The sequence below is a fragment of the Stenotrophomonas sp. TWI587 genome (assembly GCF_039674145.1).
Lineage (GTDB): Bacteria > Pseudomonadota > Gammaproteobacteria > Xanthomonadales > Xanthomonadaceae > Stenotrophomonas > Stenotrophomonas maltophilia_AY.
This window is the reverse complement of sequence record NZ_JBDJMW010000002.1, coordinates 88,445-106,442: the sequence shown is the minus strand read 5'-3', so window position 1 is coordinate 106,442 and position 17,998 is coordinate 88,445. Positions and strand designations below refer to the sequence as shown.

Below are 17,998 nucleotides of genomic sequence, written 5' to 3'. Positions count from 1 at the left end.
CCCTGGTTGGGCCAGCCGGCTGGAACCCAGTCTCAGCGCGCCAGTGCCTTGGTGACGGCAGCCTCGGCCAGCGGCACCATCTTCGCGTACCCGGCCGGCGTGGGATGCACGCCATCGCTGGCCAGCTCGGGATCCAGGCCGCCGTCCTTGTTGGTCAGGGCCGTGTGGTAGTCCAGATAGACCACGCCCTGTTGCTCGGCATACGCGCGCAGGGCCTTGTTGAGCGCGGTCACTTTGCCGGCGGGCTGCACGCCCGGCTGCCACGGGTAATCGCTGACCGGCAGCACCGAGGCGAGCACGATGCGGATGTTGTGCGCCTGGGCCAGTTCCACCATCGCGTGCAGGTTGTCTTCGATCATCGCCTGCGTGGTCGGCCCGGTGTTGCCGGCGATGTCGTTGGTGCCCGCGAGGATCACCACCAGCGCCGGTTTCAGCGCGATGACGTCCTGCTGGAAGCGCACCAGCATCTGCGCCGTGGTCTGCCCGGAAATACCGCGGTTGACGTACGGCTTGCCCGGGAAGAAGCGATCACTGCCGGTCGGTCCCCAGCCTTCGGTGATCGAATCGCCATAGAACACCACGCGCTTGGTCCCGGGCGCAACGGGTGCCAGCGCGGCGTTCTCGGCACGGTAGCGCTGCAGCTGCGGCCAGTCCAGCAGGCGCTGCTGCATCTCCGTGATCTGTGCGGGCGTCGCCTTGTCGGCAGGCACCAGATACAGCGGATTGGTCGCAGGACCATCCTGCGCCTGGGCCAGTGGGTGAAGCGCGCACAGCACCAGGCCGGCGGCAAGGGCGAAGGGACGGGTCAAGGCTGGCACGGTGCGGCGCTCCGGAAAGGGCAAGCCAGCAGTCTCAGCGATCCGCCACCAGCGATTCAAGCTGCAGCGCGACGCGATCGAACGGGCCGATGTCACGCATCGCCCGGCACATCGCCACCGCGCCCTCCACGCTGGCGATGATCATCGTCGCCAGCGCGTGCGCCTGGCCGGGCGTACGGGCGTCGGTGCACAGCGCCTCACTCAACCGTGCCTCCCAGCGGGCGAACACCACTGAGGCCGCCCGCTGCGCATCGTCGGGCGCCGCATCGATCGGCTCTTCGACCGCAGCCGCCAGCACCGGGCAGCCCGCATGGAAGTCCGAACGGATCAACCGCTCGCGCCACATCGCCAGAAACAGCGACAGCCCCTCGGCACCACCGGCCTGCAGGCAAGTGGCCAGCACGCTGTCGACTTTGGCGCCGGCCAACGTGGTCGCCTCGGCCAGCACCTGTTGCTTGCCACCCGGGAAATGGTGATAGGTGGACCCGAATGGCGCCTGCGCACGCTTGGCGACCTCGCGGACACTGGAGGCATTGAGCCCATACGTGGCCAGCATTTCCGCTGCCGCAGCCACCACGCGTTGTGGGGCATCGGAATGGCGTGCGCTCATGGCCGGATTCCTTGCTAAGACAGGTGTCATAGACTAGCGTATTTGCATTATGACAACTGTAATAGATACGACGGCCCGCTCATGAATCTCTGGTTCCGCCTGCTGCTCCTGCTGCTGTCCACCCCATTCAGACCGAAACTGGCCGCGCCGTTTGCGGTGTCGCGACTGAACTTCCGGGTGCTGCCCAACGACATCGACAGCAACCTGCACATGACCAACGGGCGCTACTGGACGATCTTCGACCTGGGTCGCCTGGACCTGGTGTTCCGGATGGGCTTGGGCCGCGTGGCCTGGCGCTCGAAGTGGGCACCCATCGTGAGCGGCGGCACCATCCAGTTCCGGCGTGAGCTGAAACCGTTCCAGCGTTTCGTGCTGGAGACCCGCATGGTCGGCTGGGCCGGCACGCGCATCATCATGGAACAGCGCGTGTTGATCGGCGAGGAAGAGAAAGTCGCCACGCGCGCGCTGCTGATCACCGGCGTCTACGACCGTCGGCACCGCCGCTTCGTCTCTACCGATCAGATGATGGAGGCCATTGGCGCGCCGATCGTGCCCTCGCCCGAACTCGGCAAGGCGGCCCAGGCGTTGCTTGCCGCCGAGATGGCGATGAAAGAAGACTGACCTCGTCTTGCGTCACACAGATCACGACGCGGCTCACGTAGCGCGCCAGGACAGGATCTCTGCTTTGGCCGCCATCGCCTGTTCGATCACGCGCAGGCACTTCACGTCAGGACTGATCAGATACCACTGCTCGCTGTTGCGCAGCAGTGGCAGATCCGCGCGATGATCGGTGTAGGCGATGCGCCACGGCGGCGGATAGCCGCGCTCGGTCAGCATGGGAATCTTGTTCTCACCGATGCAGTGGTTTTCGCTGACCCACCCACCCAGACAGGGCCGTAAGGTGGAGGCCACCAGTGGCACATGCTGCAGACCTTCGCGCTCAAGCAGCGCGCGTGCCAGCGGCTCCCAGCATCCCGTCGCGATAACGACCTGATCCCCATCGGCGAGATGCTGACGCACGCGTTTCACGCCCTCAGGCAGGAACACAGGCGCCGGGCCGGCGAACACCTCGTCGGCATGCGCCACGGCAAGCCTGGCCAGCGCCTCGCGGCTGCGCCCGAACGTCGCCATCCACACGGCGAAGCGTACCGGCATGCGTCGTGTGTGCGGCAGTGCCCAGAGTGGCGCCAGCACCGGCAGTGCCAGCACCACACCGGTGATCCGCCACGGCTGGCGGCGCAGCAGGCCTTTGAAGAACCTGCTCGCTGTTTCCCAGCGGGTGAGCGTCAAGTCGAAGTCGAAGTCGAATATTACGATGCTAGATTTGGACATCCGTGTCACTCCTTTCAGAAGACGCCCTGCACCAGCAGGTTGTCGTCATCGGTCGGTGTGAGGACCAACCCGTAAGCCTCGTTTCCGCGATGGAAGCCTGCCGAGCAGATCGCGTCCCAGCCCTGCCCGCAATCCACTTCGGGATGCGCCGCAAAGACGGGCGTGCCCTCGTTGTCGGGTGCGGATGCGACCCAGCCGGCCTTGATGAGCAGCGCCTTGGCCTGCGCATACGGCATGCCGACGGTAATGCCGATCTGCGTCCAGGCTGTGGGCAGCGGCGGCGCATCAGCGGCATTCACGTGGCCGGCAGACAGCATGAGCACCACGGACAGGAACATCGATTTCATCGGCATCACATCAACACCATGGCTGCACAGGATAAAGCGCGGAACCCGTCAGAACCCATCCAGGGTCCGCAGCAGTGAGCCAAAGGTCAGATAGAACGAATTGTGCCCACCCTGCGCGCGGCCGTAGCCGAGGAACACCGGCCCCAGGAACGTATCGGCACCGACAAACAGGCTGCCTGCGGTCTGCATGCCATCCAGGCTGACATCCTCCCGACGCTGCCAGAATCCGCCCCACTCCACACTGCCGCCGACATACAGCGGGATGGTCAGCAGCGAATCGGCGTGCGCGACGCGGCGGTAATACACCACCCGGGCCAGCGCGGTCTGCGGCGCGAAGATGGATTCTTCCGGATAGCCGGACAGATTGCCCAGCCCACCCAGGAAGCCGTAGGTGGCCAGCAGGTCATCGCCACCGTGCGCGGAGGACGCGCGCAGGCCACCGAGCCAGCGGTTATGGCCGTGCGCCCATGCCCCATCCCACTGCACCCGCGTCACCGCCGCCGAATTGTCGGTGCCGAGCGCGTCGAGATAGTGCTGACGCGTCAGTGACACGCGCTGGCCGCGACTGGGGAAGGCCGAGCTGTCGATCGAATCGTGGCGCAGCTGCCAGCCGACACTGCCCATGTCCGCGCGGTAGTTGCTCAGCTCGGTGGGATTGCCGACGTCCAGGCGCAGGCGCTCACGGCCGCGCTCGCCGAACAGTGCGATTTCCCAGTCCGGATGCGGCGAATACGCCCAACGCACGCCGCCCAGCCACTGGCTGTAACGGAACTCGGCGAGTGCGCCGCCGCGCATCAGGGCAAGGTCCAGATCGGTGGCGCGGTATTTGGCGTAGGTGGACAGCGCATGCCGGCCACTGCTGCCGAACGGCCGGTAGTACTCGGCGAAGGCCTCTTCGACTTCGCCCAGCCCCACACGCAGTTTAAGCTCCGCACCCTGCTCGCTGAGGCCGGTACGGGTCAGCTCGGTGATGAGCTGGTAGTTGCTGCTGCCGTCGAAATCATCGGACAGGCGCAGCGCGAAATGCAGGAAATCCGGCCCCCACCGCTTGTCCTGCGGCGCGAGCACCAGCCCCTGCTGCCCGTCGCGCTCTTCCAGCCGCCACTGCACCTGCTGGTAGCGGCCTTCGCCGTAGGCCGTGGCCACGTTCTGCTCCACGCGGTCCGGCGCCAGCGGCTGGCCGACCTCCGGTTTCAGGCGTTGCTCGATGTAGCGCGCGGTACGTGTCTTATCGCGCAGCACATCGATGAAGGCCACGATCGGCGTCTCGTAGGCCGGCGGGCGATGCTGGCGCTGGAACGCGGCGTAGCGGGTGTCGTCCACCTGGAAGCGACGAACCGCCGCGACCTCGGCCTGCGCCGCCTGCTCACCGACGCCGACCGCCTGCGGCGAGCGGTTGAAGTCCTGGCTGCCCATATCGCCCAGCGGCGGTGTGATCAGCAGATCCTGCGGGCCGAGTGTGGCCAGCTGCGCCAGTACTTCACGCTGCATCAGCACGCTGGCCATCTGGTGGCTGATCGCCAGCGGCGAATCCAGCTGCGCCTCGGTCATCAACGGCGAACCGACCCGCGAGACGATCAGCCGCTGCGCCCCCAGCCGCCGCGCTTCATCGATCGGCACGTTGTCGACTACCCCGCCATCGACCAGCAGATGGTCCTCATAGCGGACCGGCGCGAACACGCCCGGCACCGACATGCTCGCGCGGATGGCCAAGGCCAGGTCGCCCTGCCCGAACACCACCTTCTCGCCGCTGACGATATCGGTGGCGATGGCCCGGAACGGAATCGGCAACGCGTCGAAGTCGCGCACCTGCCAGGTCGGCAGCAGCAAGCGCCGCAGCAGCATCTCCAGCTTCTGGCCCTGGATCAGGCCCTGCGGGAACGCGATCTTGCCGTTGCTCAGGCCGACTTCGACGCCGCCGAGCAGGCGAAGGTCATCTTCCTTGCGGCGCATGCTGCGCTCATCGCGCGGCGGCTTGTCACGCAGCACCTCGGCCCAGTCGATCCGGTCCAGCACCGCCTCGATCTCATCGGCGGTGTAGCCGGCGGCATACAGGCCGCCGACCACCGCGCCCATCGAGGTGCCGACGATGCAGTCGATCGGCACGCGCTCGCGCTCGAGCACCTTGAGCACGCCGATATGGGCCGCGCCGCGGGCACCGCCACCGCCGAGGACCAGGCAGGTGCGGGGGCGTTCGGGAACCTGCGGTGCGGAATCAACGGACGCTGGAGCGGTCTGCGCCACCGCCATGAGCGGGGCGCACGCCAGCGCTACCAGGACGAACAGCCAGCGGCTGCACCGACGCCGCGTGCCGGTACCGGTGGGTTGTAGTGGTGTCTGCTGCATTCGATCCCTCGCTCCCCGATACCCGGCATCTCCTTGACGCGCACTTTGCCTGCCGGGCCGGGCGAGGTCCACCCGTCGGGCCGGGGGCCTGCGTTTCAGGCGCCGATGGGAAGAAAGCCCACCAGTGCCACGACCAGGCAGACCAGGCCGCCAGCCAGCGGCAGATAGGTGGCCCATACCGGCGCCCCTTGGCCGATCGCGAAGGCGACGAACGCTTCCCATACGCTTCGGCCGGTCAGGAACGGAATGACGACCAATGCCAGCAGGGGCAACAGCGAGGCGAGGCCGAAGCCGAGAAATGCCGGCCGGTGATCGTTGTGGGCAAATCCGCCCAGCGGGTACAGGGCCAATCCCCCTAGTAATCCCACGAAGAACAGGGCGTTGGCGACCCGGATCGTGGTGCGATTACGGCGCCGCAACGCGGCCCGGGACCAGCCACGGAAGTGCGTCTGCAATCCCCTCGCCCAGTACGCGACGAGCCATGTGGCGATAATGCCGCCGACGATCCCGCTGCCCGCCGGTCCCCAAGACTGGATATCCATGCCTGCGTCCTTGTGGTCTGACCCGAGTGTAATTCCATCCCCCGCCCAGGAATGCAGAACGGCCGCCCATTGAGGGCGGCCGTGGGTCTGATGCGAAGCGCAGCGGACTACCAGCGGCGCTACCGGTGTCTCGCGTCAGTGCTTGGCCGGCGGCGCATTCTTCACATAGGTGTCGAACCAGCTCAGCATTTCCGACACCAGCTGCTCATTGGATTCCAGCGCGGTATACCAGTGCGGTTCGTGCGGCAGCATCACCAGTCGGGTCGTGCCGCCATTGCCGCGGATCGCCTGGAACAGCTTGCGCGACTGGAACGGCTCGGTGCCCGGGTTGGCGTCATCCTCGCCGTGGACCAGCAGCAGCGGCAGCTTGATCTTGTCGGCGTAGAAGAACGGCGAGGCCTTCAGGTACACGTCCTGTGCCTGCCACACCGAGCGGCGTTCGTTCTGGAACCCGAACGGGGTGAAGGTCTTGTTGTACGAGCCGCTGGTGGCGACGCCGGCCTTGAACAGGTCGGTATGCGCGATCAGGTTGGCGGTCATCAGACCACCATGGCTGTGCCCGGTGACACCGATCCGGTTGCGATCGACCACGCCCAGGTCCACGGCCTTGTCCACCGCGGCCTTGGCATCGGCTTCAAGCTGTTCCAGATACGTGTTGTAGGCGGTTTTCGGGTCGCCGACGATCGGGAACGAGGCGTTGTCGATGATCGCGTAACCGGCGAGCAGCATCAGCCGGTACGGTGCCAGGCGGGTGAAGGTCTGCTGCGAACCGGACACCTGCCCCGCCTGCGCCGCGTTGGCAAAATCGGCCGGGTACGCGTACAGGATCGCCGGCACGCGCTGACCTTCCTTGTACCCCGGCGGCGTGTACAGGGTGAACGACAGATCCACGCCGTCGGCGCGCGTGTAGGTGACCAGGCGCTTCTTGATCTGACGCACTTCCGGGGTCGGGTCCACCAGATGGGTCAGTGCATCCGGCTTGGACGCGAACTGTGCCTCGCCCTGTGGGGCCGCAGAGACCCGCTCGCCCAGCAGGCGCACGAATGCATTGGGCGCATCGGTCACCGACTGGTGCCACGTCAGGAGATGGCCCGGGATCGCACTGAAGCCGATGAACTGCTCGTAGGCATCAGCATTGCTGCGGAACAGGCGCTCCGTTTCCAGGCTGCGGAGGTTGAGCGCATCCAGGAAGGGCCGATCGCCCTGCGGCGAAGCGCCCTGCCCGCGCAGGAAGACCGTGTTGCCTTCCTGGCGCACCACGTAGGCGCCGTTGGGCAGGCGCTGGTAAACGAAATTGCCCGGGTCTTCGTACAGTTCGTCGCTGGACAGATCCCACAGCAGGCGACCTTCGTGCTTCGGCTTGTCCACGTTGACGATGCGGGTCTGGCGCCAGTGGCGGTTCTCGTCGTTCTCATCGAGGAAGGCAACGTCTGGCTGCGCGGTCCAGGCAAGGCCTTCGAAGCGCTGCGCGGTGCGGGCGATCTCGGTCGGCTTGGCGGTGTACGGAGCCTTGAGCATCAGCACGCGGTCGCGGTGCGGGACGGTGACTTTCCAGTCGCCCTTGTCCAGCGCCTCGGCGTAGACCAGCGTGGCTGGATCGGTGGCGCGCCAATCGAAATCGCGTGGGCCCTCCGGCACGCCGTGCACCGGTACTCTGTCGGCCAGCGGCAGGCTGGCAATCGGCGTGCTGCGGCCGCTCGCGAGATCCAGCACCGCCACGTCATTGGCGAAACGCTGGTAGGTCACCGCATGTGAGAACGGCGCCTTGAGCGTCCTGGTAAGCACATGCACGCCATCCGGCGCGGCACCGATGCTGTCCAACAGCGCCGGGGCACCGACGGTGCGCACCGTGTTGGAGGCGGTATCCACCACCGCCAGCTGCGATTGGCCGTAATAGGCGAACAGCGCTTCATCGTAGGCACTGGTCAGCGTATCGCGGGCCTCATAGGTGCTGCTCTCGCCCGCAGTCCCCAGCGACTCCTGGATGTCCGGGCCGATCGCACCCTCTGCGCTCGGCGCCGGACCTTGCTTTGCAGGCACCAGCTTGACCAGCAGCTGCTGGCTGCCGCCGAGCCACTGGACGGTGCTGCCGAAGATCGGGTTCAGCGCGACGTTGGGGACCTGGCGGACCTGGCCGGTGACCGCATCGCCGACCCACAGCTGCACGCTGTCATCGACCACATTCTGGAACGCGAAGCGCTGGCCGTCGGCCGACCACTGCGCCATGCCGGCGCACCCGTTGGGCAGCGCCACCTTGGTCGAGCGGCCGGTGGTGGTCTCCACCACGGTGAAGTCGCCCACGCACGGAGGAATACCGTAGCCACCGGGGGTGTCATGGCGGCTGCGGTTCTTCGGCTCCAGGCGCACACCGGCCAGCTTCAGGTACGGCTGGGCCACGCGGGTGATCGAGGGATAGGTCTGCGTGGTAGTCAGCAGCAGGCGCTGGCCGGTCGGGTCGACACTGGGTGTCGGCGGCGGCGGTGCCTTGAGCACCTTGAGCAGGTGTTCCGGTGGTGTGGCGTAGCCACTGGCATGGGCGGGCATCGTGCCCAGCGTGGCGAAGGCTGTCACGGTGAACGCCGTGGACCAGAACGTACGAGCAAGCATGCGTGTCCCCTTGGATATGGTGGGAGCCGGCACGGCAGGGTCGTCGGTCGGCACGGCTCGAATCTAGCACTGCCGTCCTTCCCGAAGATGGGCCAGAAGAAATGGCCGGCGGCTTTTCACCTGATCCGGCAAAGCCTGCCGCGGGCGGCCATCGAGACCGGTATCGCGGTGCGGTACCCTTGTCGTTCCATTGCTTCCGGGTGCCGCTGTGCGAACCGTGCACGCCCTCCGTTATGTCACCCCGCTGCGCGAAGGCGGCTCCCTGCCCGCCGTCGTTGAGACCGACGACGATGGCATGGTGGTGCTCAAGTTCCGCGGCGCCGGCCAAGGGCCCAAGGCCCTGATCGCCGAACTGATCGCAGGCGAAATCGCCCGGACGCTCGGCTTGCCGATTCCAGAGATCCTGTTCGTCGAGCTGGACCGCGAGTTCGCCCGCACCGAACCGGATCCGGAAATTCAGGACCTCATACGCGCCAGCGAAGGCCTGAACCTGGGCAGCGATTACCTGCCCGGCGCGATCAACTACGACCCGGCGGCGATGCAGCCCGACGCCGAGCTCGCCTCCAAGATCGTGTGGTTCGATGCGTTCACCAGCAACGTAGACCGGACCGCGCGCAATCCCAACCTGATGGTGTGGCACCGCGAGCTGTACCTGATCGACCATGGTGCGGCGATGTATTTCCATCACGATTGGGCCAGTGCCGGCGAGGCCTGCACCAAGCCGTTCGTGCTGATCCGCGATCACGTGCTGCTGCCGTTCGCCACGCTGATTGCCGAGGTCGATGCCGGGCTGGCGGTGATGCTGCCCGATGCGGAAATCGAGCGCATCGTCGGCCTGGTGCCGGACAGCTGGCTGGTGGACGAACCCGCCTTCGACAGCCCGACTGCCTACCGCCAGGCCTATATCGATTATCTGCAACACCGCCTTCGCGTCCGCGCCGCCTTTGTCCAGGAGGCCGTCCGTGCCCACACTGCACACGTATGATTATGCGGTGATCCGCGTGGTGCCCCGCGTCGAACGCGAGGAGTTCATCAACGTCGGGGTGATCGTGTCCTGCCCGGGTGCAAAGCACCTGGAAGCGGCGATCGAACTGGATCTGGAGCGCCTGCGTGCCTTCGCGCCATCATTGGACATCGAAGGCCTGCAGCCATGGCTGGATGCCATCGTGGCGATCTGCCGCGGTGACGCGAACGCAGGACCGATCGCGCAGTTGCCGGCGCGTGCACGCTTCCATTTCCTCACCGCCAAGCGCAGCTCGGTGGTGCAGATGTCGAGCACGCACGTGGGGCGTACGGCCGAACCGGCCGGTGTGGTGGAGCATCTGATGCGGAAAATGGTGCGGGTACCGGCGTAGCTCACACCGGCCAGCGGCACCACGCGAACGGATAACCATGCAGCCCGTGGGCCAACCCGGCACGTATCGGGTTGGACAGGATGTCGGTGGCGCGCGCCAGCAGTTGACGCTCGTCGCGCTGGAGCTGGTCGTAGTAGCCCCGCTGCCAGACCCGGCCACAGGCAGCATTGCGCTGCTTGAGTGCCTGGGCCGAACGCGATTTGAGCGAGCTCACCACGGATGAGAGGCGCGTGCTGCGCAGGCGGAACAGCCAGTGCACGCAATCGGGCATGACGACCCAAGCCAGCGACTCCGTGCGTTTTTCAGCATCCGAGGCGCGCAACCAGCGCACGACATCCTGCGCATTGGCATGCTGAGTGAAAAGAGGGGAATGATCGGTAGTGACGGCGGTGACGACGTAGCAGGCGTTTTGCAGCGAACATCGCCCGTCTGAAACAGATGAACTAGGCATCCGCCCATCATGGCAGTGGATGCCACCTCACTTAAGCGGGAGAAAACACGCCCGCTTGTCAGAATTTTGCGTGGAGCACTGTAGTCGCGTGACCGAACCGGGCACGACGCAGCGCAGCCACAATGGCAACCCGCAGCGCGGTTCGCCGCCCGCCCCTCACCCCTTCGGCAGCGCGTAGGCAATCACGTAATCGCCCGCCGGGGTTTCCATGAAGTGGTGGCCACCGGCCATGATGACCACGTACTGGCGCCCGCCAAATGCATAGATCATCGGGTTGGCCTGGCCGCCGGCTGGCAGCTTTGCATGCCAGAGTTCCTTGCCGGTTTTCAGATCGATCGCGCGCAGCAGATCGTCGGTCGCCGCCGCAATGAAGATCAGGCCACTGGCGGTGACCACCGAGCCGCCGTTGTTCGGCGTGCCGATCTCGATCGGCAGGCCGGAGCGGATGCCGAACGGGCCGTTGCCGCGCGCACTGCCGAACGGGCGGTCCCACAGCGTCTTGCCGGTGCGCAGGTCCACTGCACGGATACCGCCGTAGGGCGGCTCCTTGCACAGCAGCTTGGTGAACGGCAGGCGCCAGCCCGCGTTGACGTCGATGGCATACGGCGTGCCCACCTGCGGATCCCCCGCGCCTTCCGCGCCGCCCTTGTCCGCTTTGACGTCCTCGCGCGGCAGCCAGCCCAGCTTGTCCGCCTTCTCGCGCGGCACCAGCCGGTTGTAGTTGGGCATGTCGTTGTAGTTGGCCACGATCACGCCGCGGCGCGGATCAACCGCGACGCTGCCCCAGTCCGAACCGCCGTTGTAACCGGGGTATTCGATGGAATGACGGTCCGCCGTCGGCGGCGTGTAGAAGCCTTCGTAGCTGGCCTTGCGGAACTGGATGCGGCACACCAGCTGATCGATCGGGGTCATGCCCCACATATCGCGCTCCGTGAGGTCCGGCTTGCGCAGCGTGTGATACAGCGAGAACAGCTGGGTCGGCGACCGCTGTTCCGGCTCGACGCCACCGGTGGGCACCTTGCGTTCCTCGGCCGGGGTCAGCAGTTTGCCGGTGCGGCGGTCGAGGATGTACATGTCGCCCTGCTTGGTGGGCAGCAGCAGCGCCGGGACCTTGCCGGCGGCGGTCGGGTAGTCGATCAGCGTCGCCTGCGAGCCCATGTCGTAATCCCAGACATCCTTGCGCACCGCCTGGAAGTGCCAGGCCGGCTTACCGGTATTGACGTCAATGGCGACCAATGAGGTCGCGTACGTGTTTTCGTTCTCGGTGCGCGAACCACTCCAGTAATCGCCGGCCGAGTTGCCCATCGGCAGGTAGACCAGGCCGAGTTCGTCGTCACCGGTCGCGGTGGTCCACATGTTCGGGGTGCCGCGGGTATAGGTCTCACCCGCCGGCGGTGCACCATTGCGATCGGGGCGGACCATGTCCCATGCCCAGCGCAGCTTGCCGGTGACGGCATCGTAGGCCTGGATCACGCCGGAGGGGGCATCGCGACGCTGGCCATCCAGCACCTGGTGGCCGGTCACGATCACGCCCTGCACGATCGCCGGCGGCGAGGTGATGGAGACATACCCGGCCGGACTGTCGCCCATGCCGACGGTGATGTCGACCTGGCCATTGTTGCCGAAGCCGAGGCACGGCTTGCCGGTCGCGGCATCGACCGCGATCAGGCGGCCATCCAGGGTGCCTTCGATGATCCGGGCAGCGCAGGCCCCACGCGGCACCTGGGTCAGCACCGGCACGCCACTGGGGACGGCAAGATCGGCCGCGACATCGTTCAGCTCGGTGTCCTGGGCGGTAGCGGGTACTTCGTAATAGGAGACCCCACGGCAGGCCGCGGTGTATGGAATGGAGGTGTCCTTGACCTTGGGGTCGTAGCGCCAGCGCTCGGTACCGTCAGCGGCATTGAGCGCCACCAGCTGGTTGCGCGCGGTGCACAGGTACAGGCTGTCGCCGACTTTCAGCGGCGTGGTTTCCGCGCCCCAGCGCTTGTCCGGCAGATCACCGGTCCGGAACAGCCAGGCCTGTTCCAGCGTGCCCACATTGTCCGGGGTGATCTGCTGCAGCGGCGAGAACCGCGTGGCCGCGTTGTTGCGGCCATAGGCGGCCCAATCGCCATCCACCGGACGATCGGCCGGCTGCAGCGGCGCATCGGCGGTCGGGGCCAGGCCGGTGCTGGTCATCGGCTCGGGGAATGCGCCCTCGGCGGTGGTAACGCCGTGCGGCACGAACGCCAAGGTGAAGGCGGCGACGAACACCAGCGCCAGCACGCCGGCGATGCCGCGCGAGACCTTGCGCGAGATGGGGCGGTCCAGCGTCGGCAACAGCAGTGACAGCACGAAGCCGATGGCCACGATCAGGCCCAGGCGCGGTACCCAGCGCCAGTAGTTGCTGCCCGATTCCCACCACGTCCACAGCAGCGTACCGACGAACACCAGCGCGAACCACACTGCGCCACTGTAGCGGCCGCGCCACAGCTGGACCCCCGAGATCAGCAGTCCGGTACCGGCCAGCACGTAGTACCAAGAACCACCGAGGCTGGCGAGCCAGGCACCCCCGACGGTGAATACAGCGCCCAGCAGCACAATGACAATCGCCAGCACTGCCACGCCCCCATGACGGGGACGGGAGATCTGCGTCGTGGTGGACATCGGTCTCTCCTGAAACGCGAAGATCGCCGACGTTGCGGCCGGCCCCGCGGCCCTTATCCCACCGGCGTCGTGAACGTTGCGCGTTCTTTGCGACGAAAAACGCCGGCTTGCGCCGGCGTTCTTCGCGTGACTCCTGCTGGGTGGGCTTATGCCTCCGGCGGTGCCACCACCGGGCTGGCTTCGACAGCCGCCGATGTTTCCTCTTCCACACCCTCGTCCAGCGAGGCATCCATGCGTTCAACCGCCTGGAGCTTCTCTTCCTTGGACAGACGGATCAGGGTCACGCCCTGGGTGTTGCGGCCGACGCGCGAGATCTCCGAACCACGGGTGCGCACCAGGGTGCCACCATCGGAAATCAGCAGCACTTCGTCGCGCGGCCCCATCAGCACCGCACGCACCAGCTTGCCGTTGCGCTCGGTGGTCTGGATGCCGATCACACCCTGCGTGCCACGGCCCTTGCGCGGGTAATCCGGCAGCGGCGTGCGCTTGCCGTAGCCGTTCTCGGTCGCGGTCAGGATGTACAGCGCGTTGTCGTCGTCAGCCCCGTTCTCGATCACGGCATCGCCGCTGTCGATCACGGTCTCGTCGACCTGGCTCTCATCCTCGTTCTCGTCTTCACTGCCGCCAGCACTTTCGGCGACGATCAGACTGACCACTTCCTCGCCCTTGGGCATCTTGATGCCGCGCACGCCGGTAGCGGTACGGCCCATCGAGCGGACCTTGTCCTCACCGAAGCGCACGGTCTTGCCGTTGGAGGCGAACAGCAGGATGTCGCGCTCACCGTCGGTCAGGCCGACGCCGACCAGCGCATCACCCTCATCGAGGTTGATCGCGATCTTGCCGCGCGCCAGACGGAACGCGAACTCGCTGAGCGGGGTCTTCTTGACGGTACCGTTGCGGGTCGCGAAGAACACGAACTGGCCTTCGGCATACTCGCGCACCGGCAGCACGGCCTGCACCCGCTCACCGGTTTCCAGCGGAATCCAGTTGATGATCGGGCGGCCACGCGCGTTGGAACCGGCTTCCGGCAGCTGATGCACCGGCAGCCAGAACACCTTGCCTGCGCTGGTGAAGGTCAGCAGCGTGTCGTGCGTGTTGACCAGCCACAGCTGTTCGATGAAATCCTCTTCCTTGGTCGACGCGGCGCTGCGGCCACGGCCACCGCGGCGCTGGGCCCGGTAGGCACTGACCGGCTGGCGCTTGGCATAGCCGGCGTGCGACAGGGTGACCACCACGTCTTCCGGGGCGATCAGGTCGAGGATGTCCAGGTCTTCTTCGCTGTGGCGGATCTCGGTGCGGCGTTCGTCACCGAACTCGGTGCGCACGTTGATCAGCTCTTCGCGGATGACCTGCAGCAGACGATCCGGATCTTCCAGGATTTCGATCAGCCCGGCGATCACTTCCAGCAGCTGCTTGTACTCGTCGGTCAGGCGGTCCTGCTCCAGCCCGGTCAGGCGGTGCAGGCGCATTTCCAGGATCTGCGTCGCCTGGATCTCGGTCAGCTGGTAGCCGCCCTCGAGCAGGCCCACACCCTTGGGCAGATCATCCGGACGCGAGGCTTCGGCACCGGCGGCGCCCAGCATCGAGCCGACCAGGCCCGGCTCCCACAGGCGGGCGAGCATGCGTTCGCGCGCTTCGGTGGGGTTCGGCGAGGTCTTGATCAGTTCGATCATCTCGTCGATGTTGGCCAGCGCGACGGTCAGGCCTTCCAGCACGTGCGCACGCGCACGCGCCTTGCGCAGCTCGAACACGGTGCGGCGGGTGACCACTTCGCGGCGGTGGCGCACGAAGGCCTCGAGCATCTGCTTGAGGTTCATCAACTGCGGGCGGCCATCGACCAGCGCCACCATGTTGATGCCGAACACCGACTCCATCTGGGTCTGCTGGTAGAGGTTGTTCAACACAACTTCCGCCGACTCGCCGCGCTTGATCTCGATGAAGATGCGCATGCCGTCCTTGTCGGACTCATCGCGCAGTTCGCTGATGCCTTCGAGCTTCTTTTCCTTGACCAGCTCGGCGATCTTCTCGATCAACCGGGCCTTGTTCACCTGGTACGGAATCTCGGTGACGATGATCGATTCGCGGCCGTTGTCAGCCACTTCAACCTCGGCCTTGGCGCGGATGCGCACACGGCCACGCCCGGTCCGGTACCCGGCCACGATGCCGGCGGTGCCGTTGATGATGCCCGCGGTCGGGAAGTCCGGGCCCGGGATGAACTCCATCAGGCCGTCGACGTCGATCTCGGGATTGTCGATCAGCGCGATGCAGGCATTGATCGATTCGGTCAGGTTGTGCGGCGGGATGTTGGTCGCCATGCCCACCGCGATACCGGCCGAACCATTGACCAGCAGGTTCGGGAACCGGGTCGGCATGACCGTCGGCTCGAGTTCCTTCTCGTCGTAGTTGGGCTGGAAATCGACCGTTTCCTTCTCGATGTCCGCCATCAGCTCATGGGTGAGCTTGGACATGCGGGCTTCGGTGTATCGCATCGCGGCGGCGGAGTCGCCGTCGACCGAACCGAAGTTACCCTGGCCATCGACCAGCATGTAACGCAGCGAGAACGGCTGCGCCAGACGCACCAGCGTGTCGTACACCGACTGATCGCCATGCGGGTGGTACTTACCGATGACGTCACCGACGATACGCGCCGACTTGAAGTAAGGCTTGTTGGCGTGCGCGTTGAGCTCACTCATCGCGAACAGCACGCGGCGATGCACCGGCTTGAGGCCATCGCGCGCATCCGGGAGTGCGCGCCCCACGATCACGCTCATCGCGTAATCGAGGTAACTCTTGCGCATCTCGTCTTCCAGGTTGACCTGGATGATTTCCTTGGCGGTTTCTGCCATTCGGGTTCCGTTGTCTGGTAGCGGTCCAGTCCGTCACGACCGCCCTTTCGGGGCGGTTGCGCCGGAATCTCGATTAACCGTTGGATTCTACCACAGCGGGCCATTTTCCGCCCGCTTTTACGGGGGTTTTACCGGCAAGAATCAGGAACTTACGGGGGCGTTGGCGGGCGCTCGGGCAGGCCACGACCGTTGGTCGTGGCGCGCGCCGCAGCAGGCCTCAGCCGAAGGCGGCCTGCATAGTGGCCACCGTCGGGTTCAGGATCACCCCGCGCTCGGTCACGATGGCGTCGATCAGGCTGCCCGGGGTGACGTCGAACACCGGGTTCCAGGCGGCGATGCCCTCAGCCACGGTGCGGGTGCCGCCCACGCCATACAGCTCGCCCGGGTCGCGCTGCTCGATCTCGATCTGCTCGCCGTCGGCGGTGTCCATGTCCACCGTGGAGGACGGCGCCACCACCATGAACTTCACGCCGTGGTGGCGGGCGGCGATGGCCAGCTGGTAGGTGCCGATCTTGTTGGCGGTATCACCGTTGGCGCAGATCCGGTCCGCACCCACGATGACCCACTGCACCGCACCGGTCTTCATCAGGTGCGAGGCGGCCGAATCGGCGATCAGGGTGGCGTCGATGCCGTCCTGCTGCAGCTCCCACACGGTCAGGCGCGCGCCCTGCAGCCACGGGCGGGTCTCACCGGCAAACACACGGGCGATGCGGTGCTGGGCCATACCGGCGCGGATCACGCCCAGGGCGGTACCAAACCCGGCGGTGGCCAGCGAGCCGGTATTGCAGTGGGTCAGCACGCCACTGCCCTCATCGATCAGACCCGCGCCCAGCGCGCCCATGTGACGGTTGGCGGCCAGGTCTTCCTCGGCGATGGCCTGTGCCTCGGCGGCCAGCACCTGGCGCCAGTCCGCCCCGGCCGGGGCCAGCGCGCGACGCATGCGGGCCAGCGCCCATGCCAGGTTGACGGCGGTCGGCCGCGAGGCGTTGAGGCGCTGCAAGGCAGGTTCGAGCTTCAGCAGCGCCTGCGCGCCGTCGTCGGCCTGGACCTCAGTGGCCGCCAGCACCACACCCCAGGCAGCGGCAATGCCGATGGCCGGCGCGCCGCGTACGGTCAGCGCATGGATCGCTTCGGCAACCGCATCGCTGCTGCGGCACTCCACGTGCTCGACGATGAACGGCAGTTTGCGCTGGTCGAGCAACTGCAGGCTCTCGCCGGTCCACAGGATCGGGCGGATATGGTCGTAGCGGGCGTAATCGATGTCGGTGGATGCGTTCATCCGGCCATTGTAACGGCGCGCCGTTGCACGCGGAATCGGGCGCTCAGTTGACCGCGAATTCGGCGCGGCAGCCCTTGTCCACCCAGACCCCACGGCTGTCCCAGCCCCAGCTGCTGCCCTGCTCGCAGGGCGTGCCGGACAGCTGCTTGTTGAGCGTGACACCGTGGGTGATCCCGGCACCACAGAACCGGCGCTGGCGCGACTTGGACTCGCAGACCAGGATGCGCGGTACGTTGAGGAAGCCACTGCCATCGGCGGCCCCCACTTCAAACTCGCCCTGGCAGCCACGGGTCACCCAGATCTCGTTGCGGCGATAGCCCCAGCTGTGACCTTCGCGGCACGGCAGCGAGGTGAGCTGGCGAAGCAGGCGGACCGGCGCGCCCTGCAGTACCACCGGACAACTCTGGGGGCGACCATTGGATTCGCAGCGCACCACACGGCGGGTGCGGCGTTCGCCATCGGCACGGGTGGCAGCGACGGCCGTGCGCGCGCGGAACTCGGCGCGGCACCCCAGGGTGACCCACACCCCGGAGCGATCGGTACCCCACTCCGAGCCACGCACACAGCTGTTGTCGGACAGCTGGCGGATCAGATCGACCCCGCGTTCGGTAGGTACATCGCAGTGAACCCATTCCATGTCACGCGATTCGCAGCGCACGACTTCGCCGGCATAGCCGCCCGTCTGCGCCAGCGCCGTGTCAGGCAGCAGCGCAGTCCACAGCAATACCGGCCACAGGGGCATGCCCGCGCCCATCAACAGCTTCATCAACACGATCCCCGCCACGCCTGAACGATCACACGACCACCTTCGGACAT

Annotated in this window: 15 protein-coding genes; 3 read left to right on the top strand and 12 right to left on the bottom strand. The window is 66.4% G+C overall.

The genetic code is table 11. The features are described 5' to 3' along the window. Positions 1-32: 32 nt before the first annotated feature. Positions 33-773, bottom strand: coding sequence for an SGNH/GDSL hydrolase family protein (locus ABE464_RS03580; RefSeq protein WP_346471119.1), 741 nt, complete (start codon positions 771-773; stop codon positions 33-35). Positions 774-852: 79 nt separating this feature from the next. After that, positions 853-1,428: a TetR/AcrR family transcriptional regulator gene (locus tag ABE464_RS03575; RefSeq protein WP_346470773.1), complete on the bottom strand. Its 576-nt coding sequence runs from the start codon at positions 1,426-1,428 to the stop codon at positions 853-855. 81 nt (positions 1,429-1,509) lie between these two features. Here ABE464_RS03575 and ABE464_RS03570 point away from each other — a divergent pair, with 81 nt between their 5' ends. After that, entirely contained in the window at positions 1,510-2,049 is a 540-nt protein-coding gene (locus ABE464_RS03570; RefSeq protein ID WP_346470772.1) for a thioesterase family protein, read from the top strand. A gap of 33 nt (positions 2,050-2,082) precedes the next feature. On the opposite strand, the gene ABE464_RS03565 is transcribed toward ABE464_RS03570, so the two are convergent. The 5 genes from ABE464_RS03565 to ABE464_RS03545 all read right to left on the bottom strand — a co-directional run bounded on the left by ABE464_RS03565 (position 2,083) and on the right by ABE464_RS03545 (position 8,539). Beyond that, the gene (locus ABE464_RS03565) at positions 2,083-2,760 is read right to left on the bottom strand and encodes an HAD family hydrolase (RefSeq protein ID WP_346470771.1); all 678 of its coding nucleotides are present in this window, start codon (positions 2,758-2,760) and stop codon (positions 2,083-2,085) included. 14 nt (positions 2,761-2,774) lie between these two features. Next, positions 2,775-3,107: a hypothetical protein gene (locus ABE464_RS03560; protein WP_346470770.1), complete on the bottom strand. Its 333-nt coding sequence runs from the start codon at positions 3,105-3,107 to the stop codon at positions 2,775-2,777. Between the two features lie 48 nt (positions 3,108-3,155). Beyond that, on the bottom strand, positions 3,156-5,453 hold the full coding sequence (locus tag ABE464_RS03555; RefSeq protein ID WP_346470769.1) for a patatin-like phospholipase family protein: 2,298 nt from the start codon (positions 5,451-5,453) through the stop codon (positions 3,156-3,158). 95 nt (positions 5,454-5,548) lie between these two features. Then, positions 5,549-5,995 (bottom strand): hypothetical protein, encoded by a 447-nt coding sequence (locus tag ABE464_RS03550; RefSeq protein WP_346470768.1) that lies wholly within the window; start codon positions 5,993-5,995, stop codon positions 5,549-5,551. A 135-nt stretch (positions 5,996-6,130) separates the two neighbouring features. Next, positions 6,131-8,539 (bottom strand): prolyl oligopeptidase family serine peptidase, encoded by a 2,409-nt coding sequence (locus ABE464_RS03545; protein ID WP_346471118.1) that lies wholly within the window; start codon positions 8,537-8,539, stop codon positions 6,131-6,133. Between the two features lie 271 nt (positions 8,540-8,810). Here ABE464_RS03545 and ABE464_RS03540 point away from each other — a divergent pair, with 271 nt between their 5' ends. Together ABE464_RS03540 and ABE464_RS03535 are read left to right on the top strand one after the other, a co-directional pair. Next, positions 8,811-9,587 (top strand): HipA family kinase, encoded by a 777-nt coding sequence (locus ABE464_RS03540; RefSeq protein ID WP_346470767.1) that lies wholly within the window; start codon positions 8,811-8,813, stop codon positions 9,585-9,587. After that, positions 9,565-9,957 carry a DUF3037 domain-containing protein gene (locus ABE464_RS03535; protein ID WP_346470766.1) on the top strand — a complete coding sequence of 131 codons (393 nt, stop codon included), beginning with the start codon at positions 9,565-9,567 and terminating at the stop codon, positions 9,955-9,957. The genes ABE464_RS03540 and ABE464_RS03535 overlap by 23 nt, the downstream gene beginning before the upstream one ends. Position 9,958: 1 nt before the next feature. Here the strand turns inward: ABE464_RS03535 and ABE464_RS03530 are convergent, their stop codons facing one another. From ABE464_RS03530 to ABE464_RS03510, 5 genes are all read right to left on the bottom strand, one after another. Further along, the gene (locus ABE464_RS03530) at positions 9,959-10,408 is read right to left on the bottom strand and encodes a transposase (RefSeq protein WP_346470765.1); all 450 of its coding nucleotides are present in this window, start codon (positions 10,406-10,408) and stop codon (positions 9,959-9,961) included. Between the two features lie 156 nt (positions 10,409-10,564). Then, on the bottom strand, positions 10,565-13,057 hold the full coding sequence (locus ABE464_RS03525; protein ID WP_346470764.1) for a membrane-bound PQQ-dependent dehydrogenase, glucose/quinate/shikimate family: 2,493 nt from the start codon (positions 13,055-13,057) through the stop codon (positions 10,565-10,567). 146 nt (positions 13,058-13,203) lie between these two features. Further along, positions 13,204-15,903: a DNA gyrase subunit A gene (gene gyrA / locus ABE464_RS03520; protein WP_346470763.1), complete on the bottom strand. Its 2,700-nt coding sequence runs from the start codon at positions 15,901-15,903 to the stop codon at positions 13,204-13,206. Between the two features lie 217 nt (positions 15,904-16,120). After that, on the bottom strand, positions 16,121-17,182 hold the full coding sequence (mtnA, locus tag ABE464_RS03515; RefSeq protein WP_346470762.1) for an S-methyl-5-thioribose-1-phosphate isomerase: 1,062 nt from the start codon (positions 17,180-17,182) through the stop codon (positions 16,121-16,123). Positions 17,183-17,225: 43 nt separating this feature from the next. Further along, positions 17,226-17,948, bottom strand: coding sequence for a DUF3011 domain-containing protein (locus ABE464_RS03510; protein ID WP_346470761.1), 723 nt, complete (start codon positions 17,946-17,948; stop codon positions 17,226-17,228). Positions 17,949-17,998 lie beyond the last annotated feature (50 nt).

What these genes read in the sequence shown, in the direction of transcription:
- ABE464_RS03545 (WP_346471118.1), bottom strand. Translation starts at nt 8,539, where the DNA reads ATGCCCGCCCATGCCAGTGGCTACGCCACACCACCGGAACACCTGCTC.
- ABE464_RS03525 (WP_346470764.1), bottom strand. Translation starts at nt 13,057, where the DNA reads ATGTCCACCACGACGCAGATCTCCCGTCCCCGTCATGGGGGCGTGGCA.
- mtnA (WP_346470762.1), bottom strand. Translation starts at nt 17,182, where the DNA reads ATGAACGCATCCACCGACATCGATTACGCCCGCTACGACCATATCCGC.
- ABE464_RS03530 (WP_346470765.1), bottom strand. Translation starts at nt 10,408, where the DNA reads ATGCCTAGTTCATCTGTTTCAGACGGGCGATGTTCGCTGCAAAACGCC.
- ABE464_RS03560 (WP_346470770.1), bottom strand. Translation starts at nt 3,107, where the DNA reads ATGAAATCGATGTTCCTGTCCGTGGTGCTCATGCTGTCTGCCGGCCAC.
- ABE464_RS03570 (WP_346470772.1), top strand. Translation starts at nt 1,510, where the DNA reads ATGAATCTCTGGTTCCGCCTGCTGCTCCTGCTGCTGTCCACCCCATTC.
- ABE464_RS03555 (WP_346470769.1), bottom strand. Translation starts at nt 5,453, where the DNA reads ATGCAGCAGACACCACTACAACCCACCGGTACCGGCACGCGGCGTCGG.
- ABE464_RS03550 (WP_346470768.1), bottom strand. Translation starts at nt 5,995, where the DNA reads ATGGATATCCAGTCTTGGGGACCGGCGGGCAGCGGGATCGTCGGCGGC.
- ABE464_RS03575 (WP_346470773.1), bottom strand. Translation starts at nt 1,428, where the DNA reads ATGAGCGCACGCCATTCCGATGCCCCACAACGCGTGGTGGCTGCGGCA.
- gyrA (WP_346470763.1), bottom strand. Translation starts at nt 15,903, where the DNA reads ATGGCAGAAACCGCCAAGGAAATCATCCAGGTCAACCTGGAAGACGAG.
- ABE464_RS03510 (WP_346470761.1), bottom strand. Translation starts at nt 17,948, where the DNA reads ATGAAGCTGTTGATGGGCGCGGGCATGCCCCTGTGGCCGGTATTGCTG.
- ABE464_RS03565 (WP_346470771.1), bottom strand. Translation starts at nt 2,760, where the DNA reads ATGTCCAAATCTAGCATCGTAATATTCGACTTCGACTTCGACTTGACG.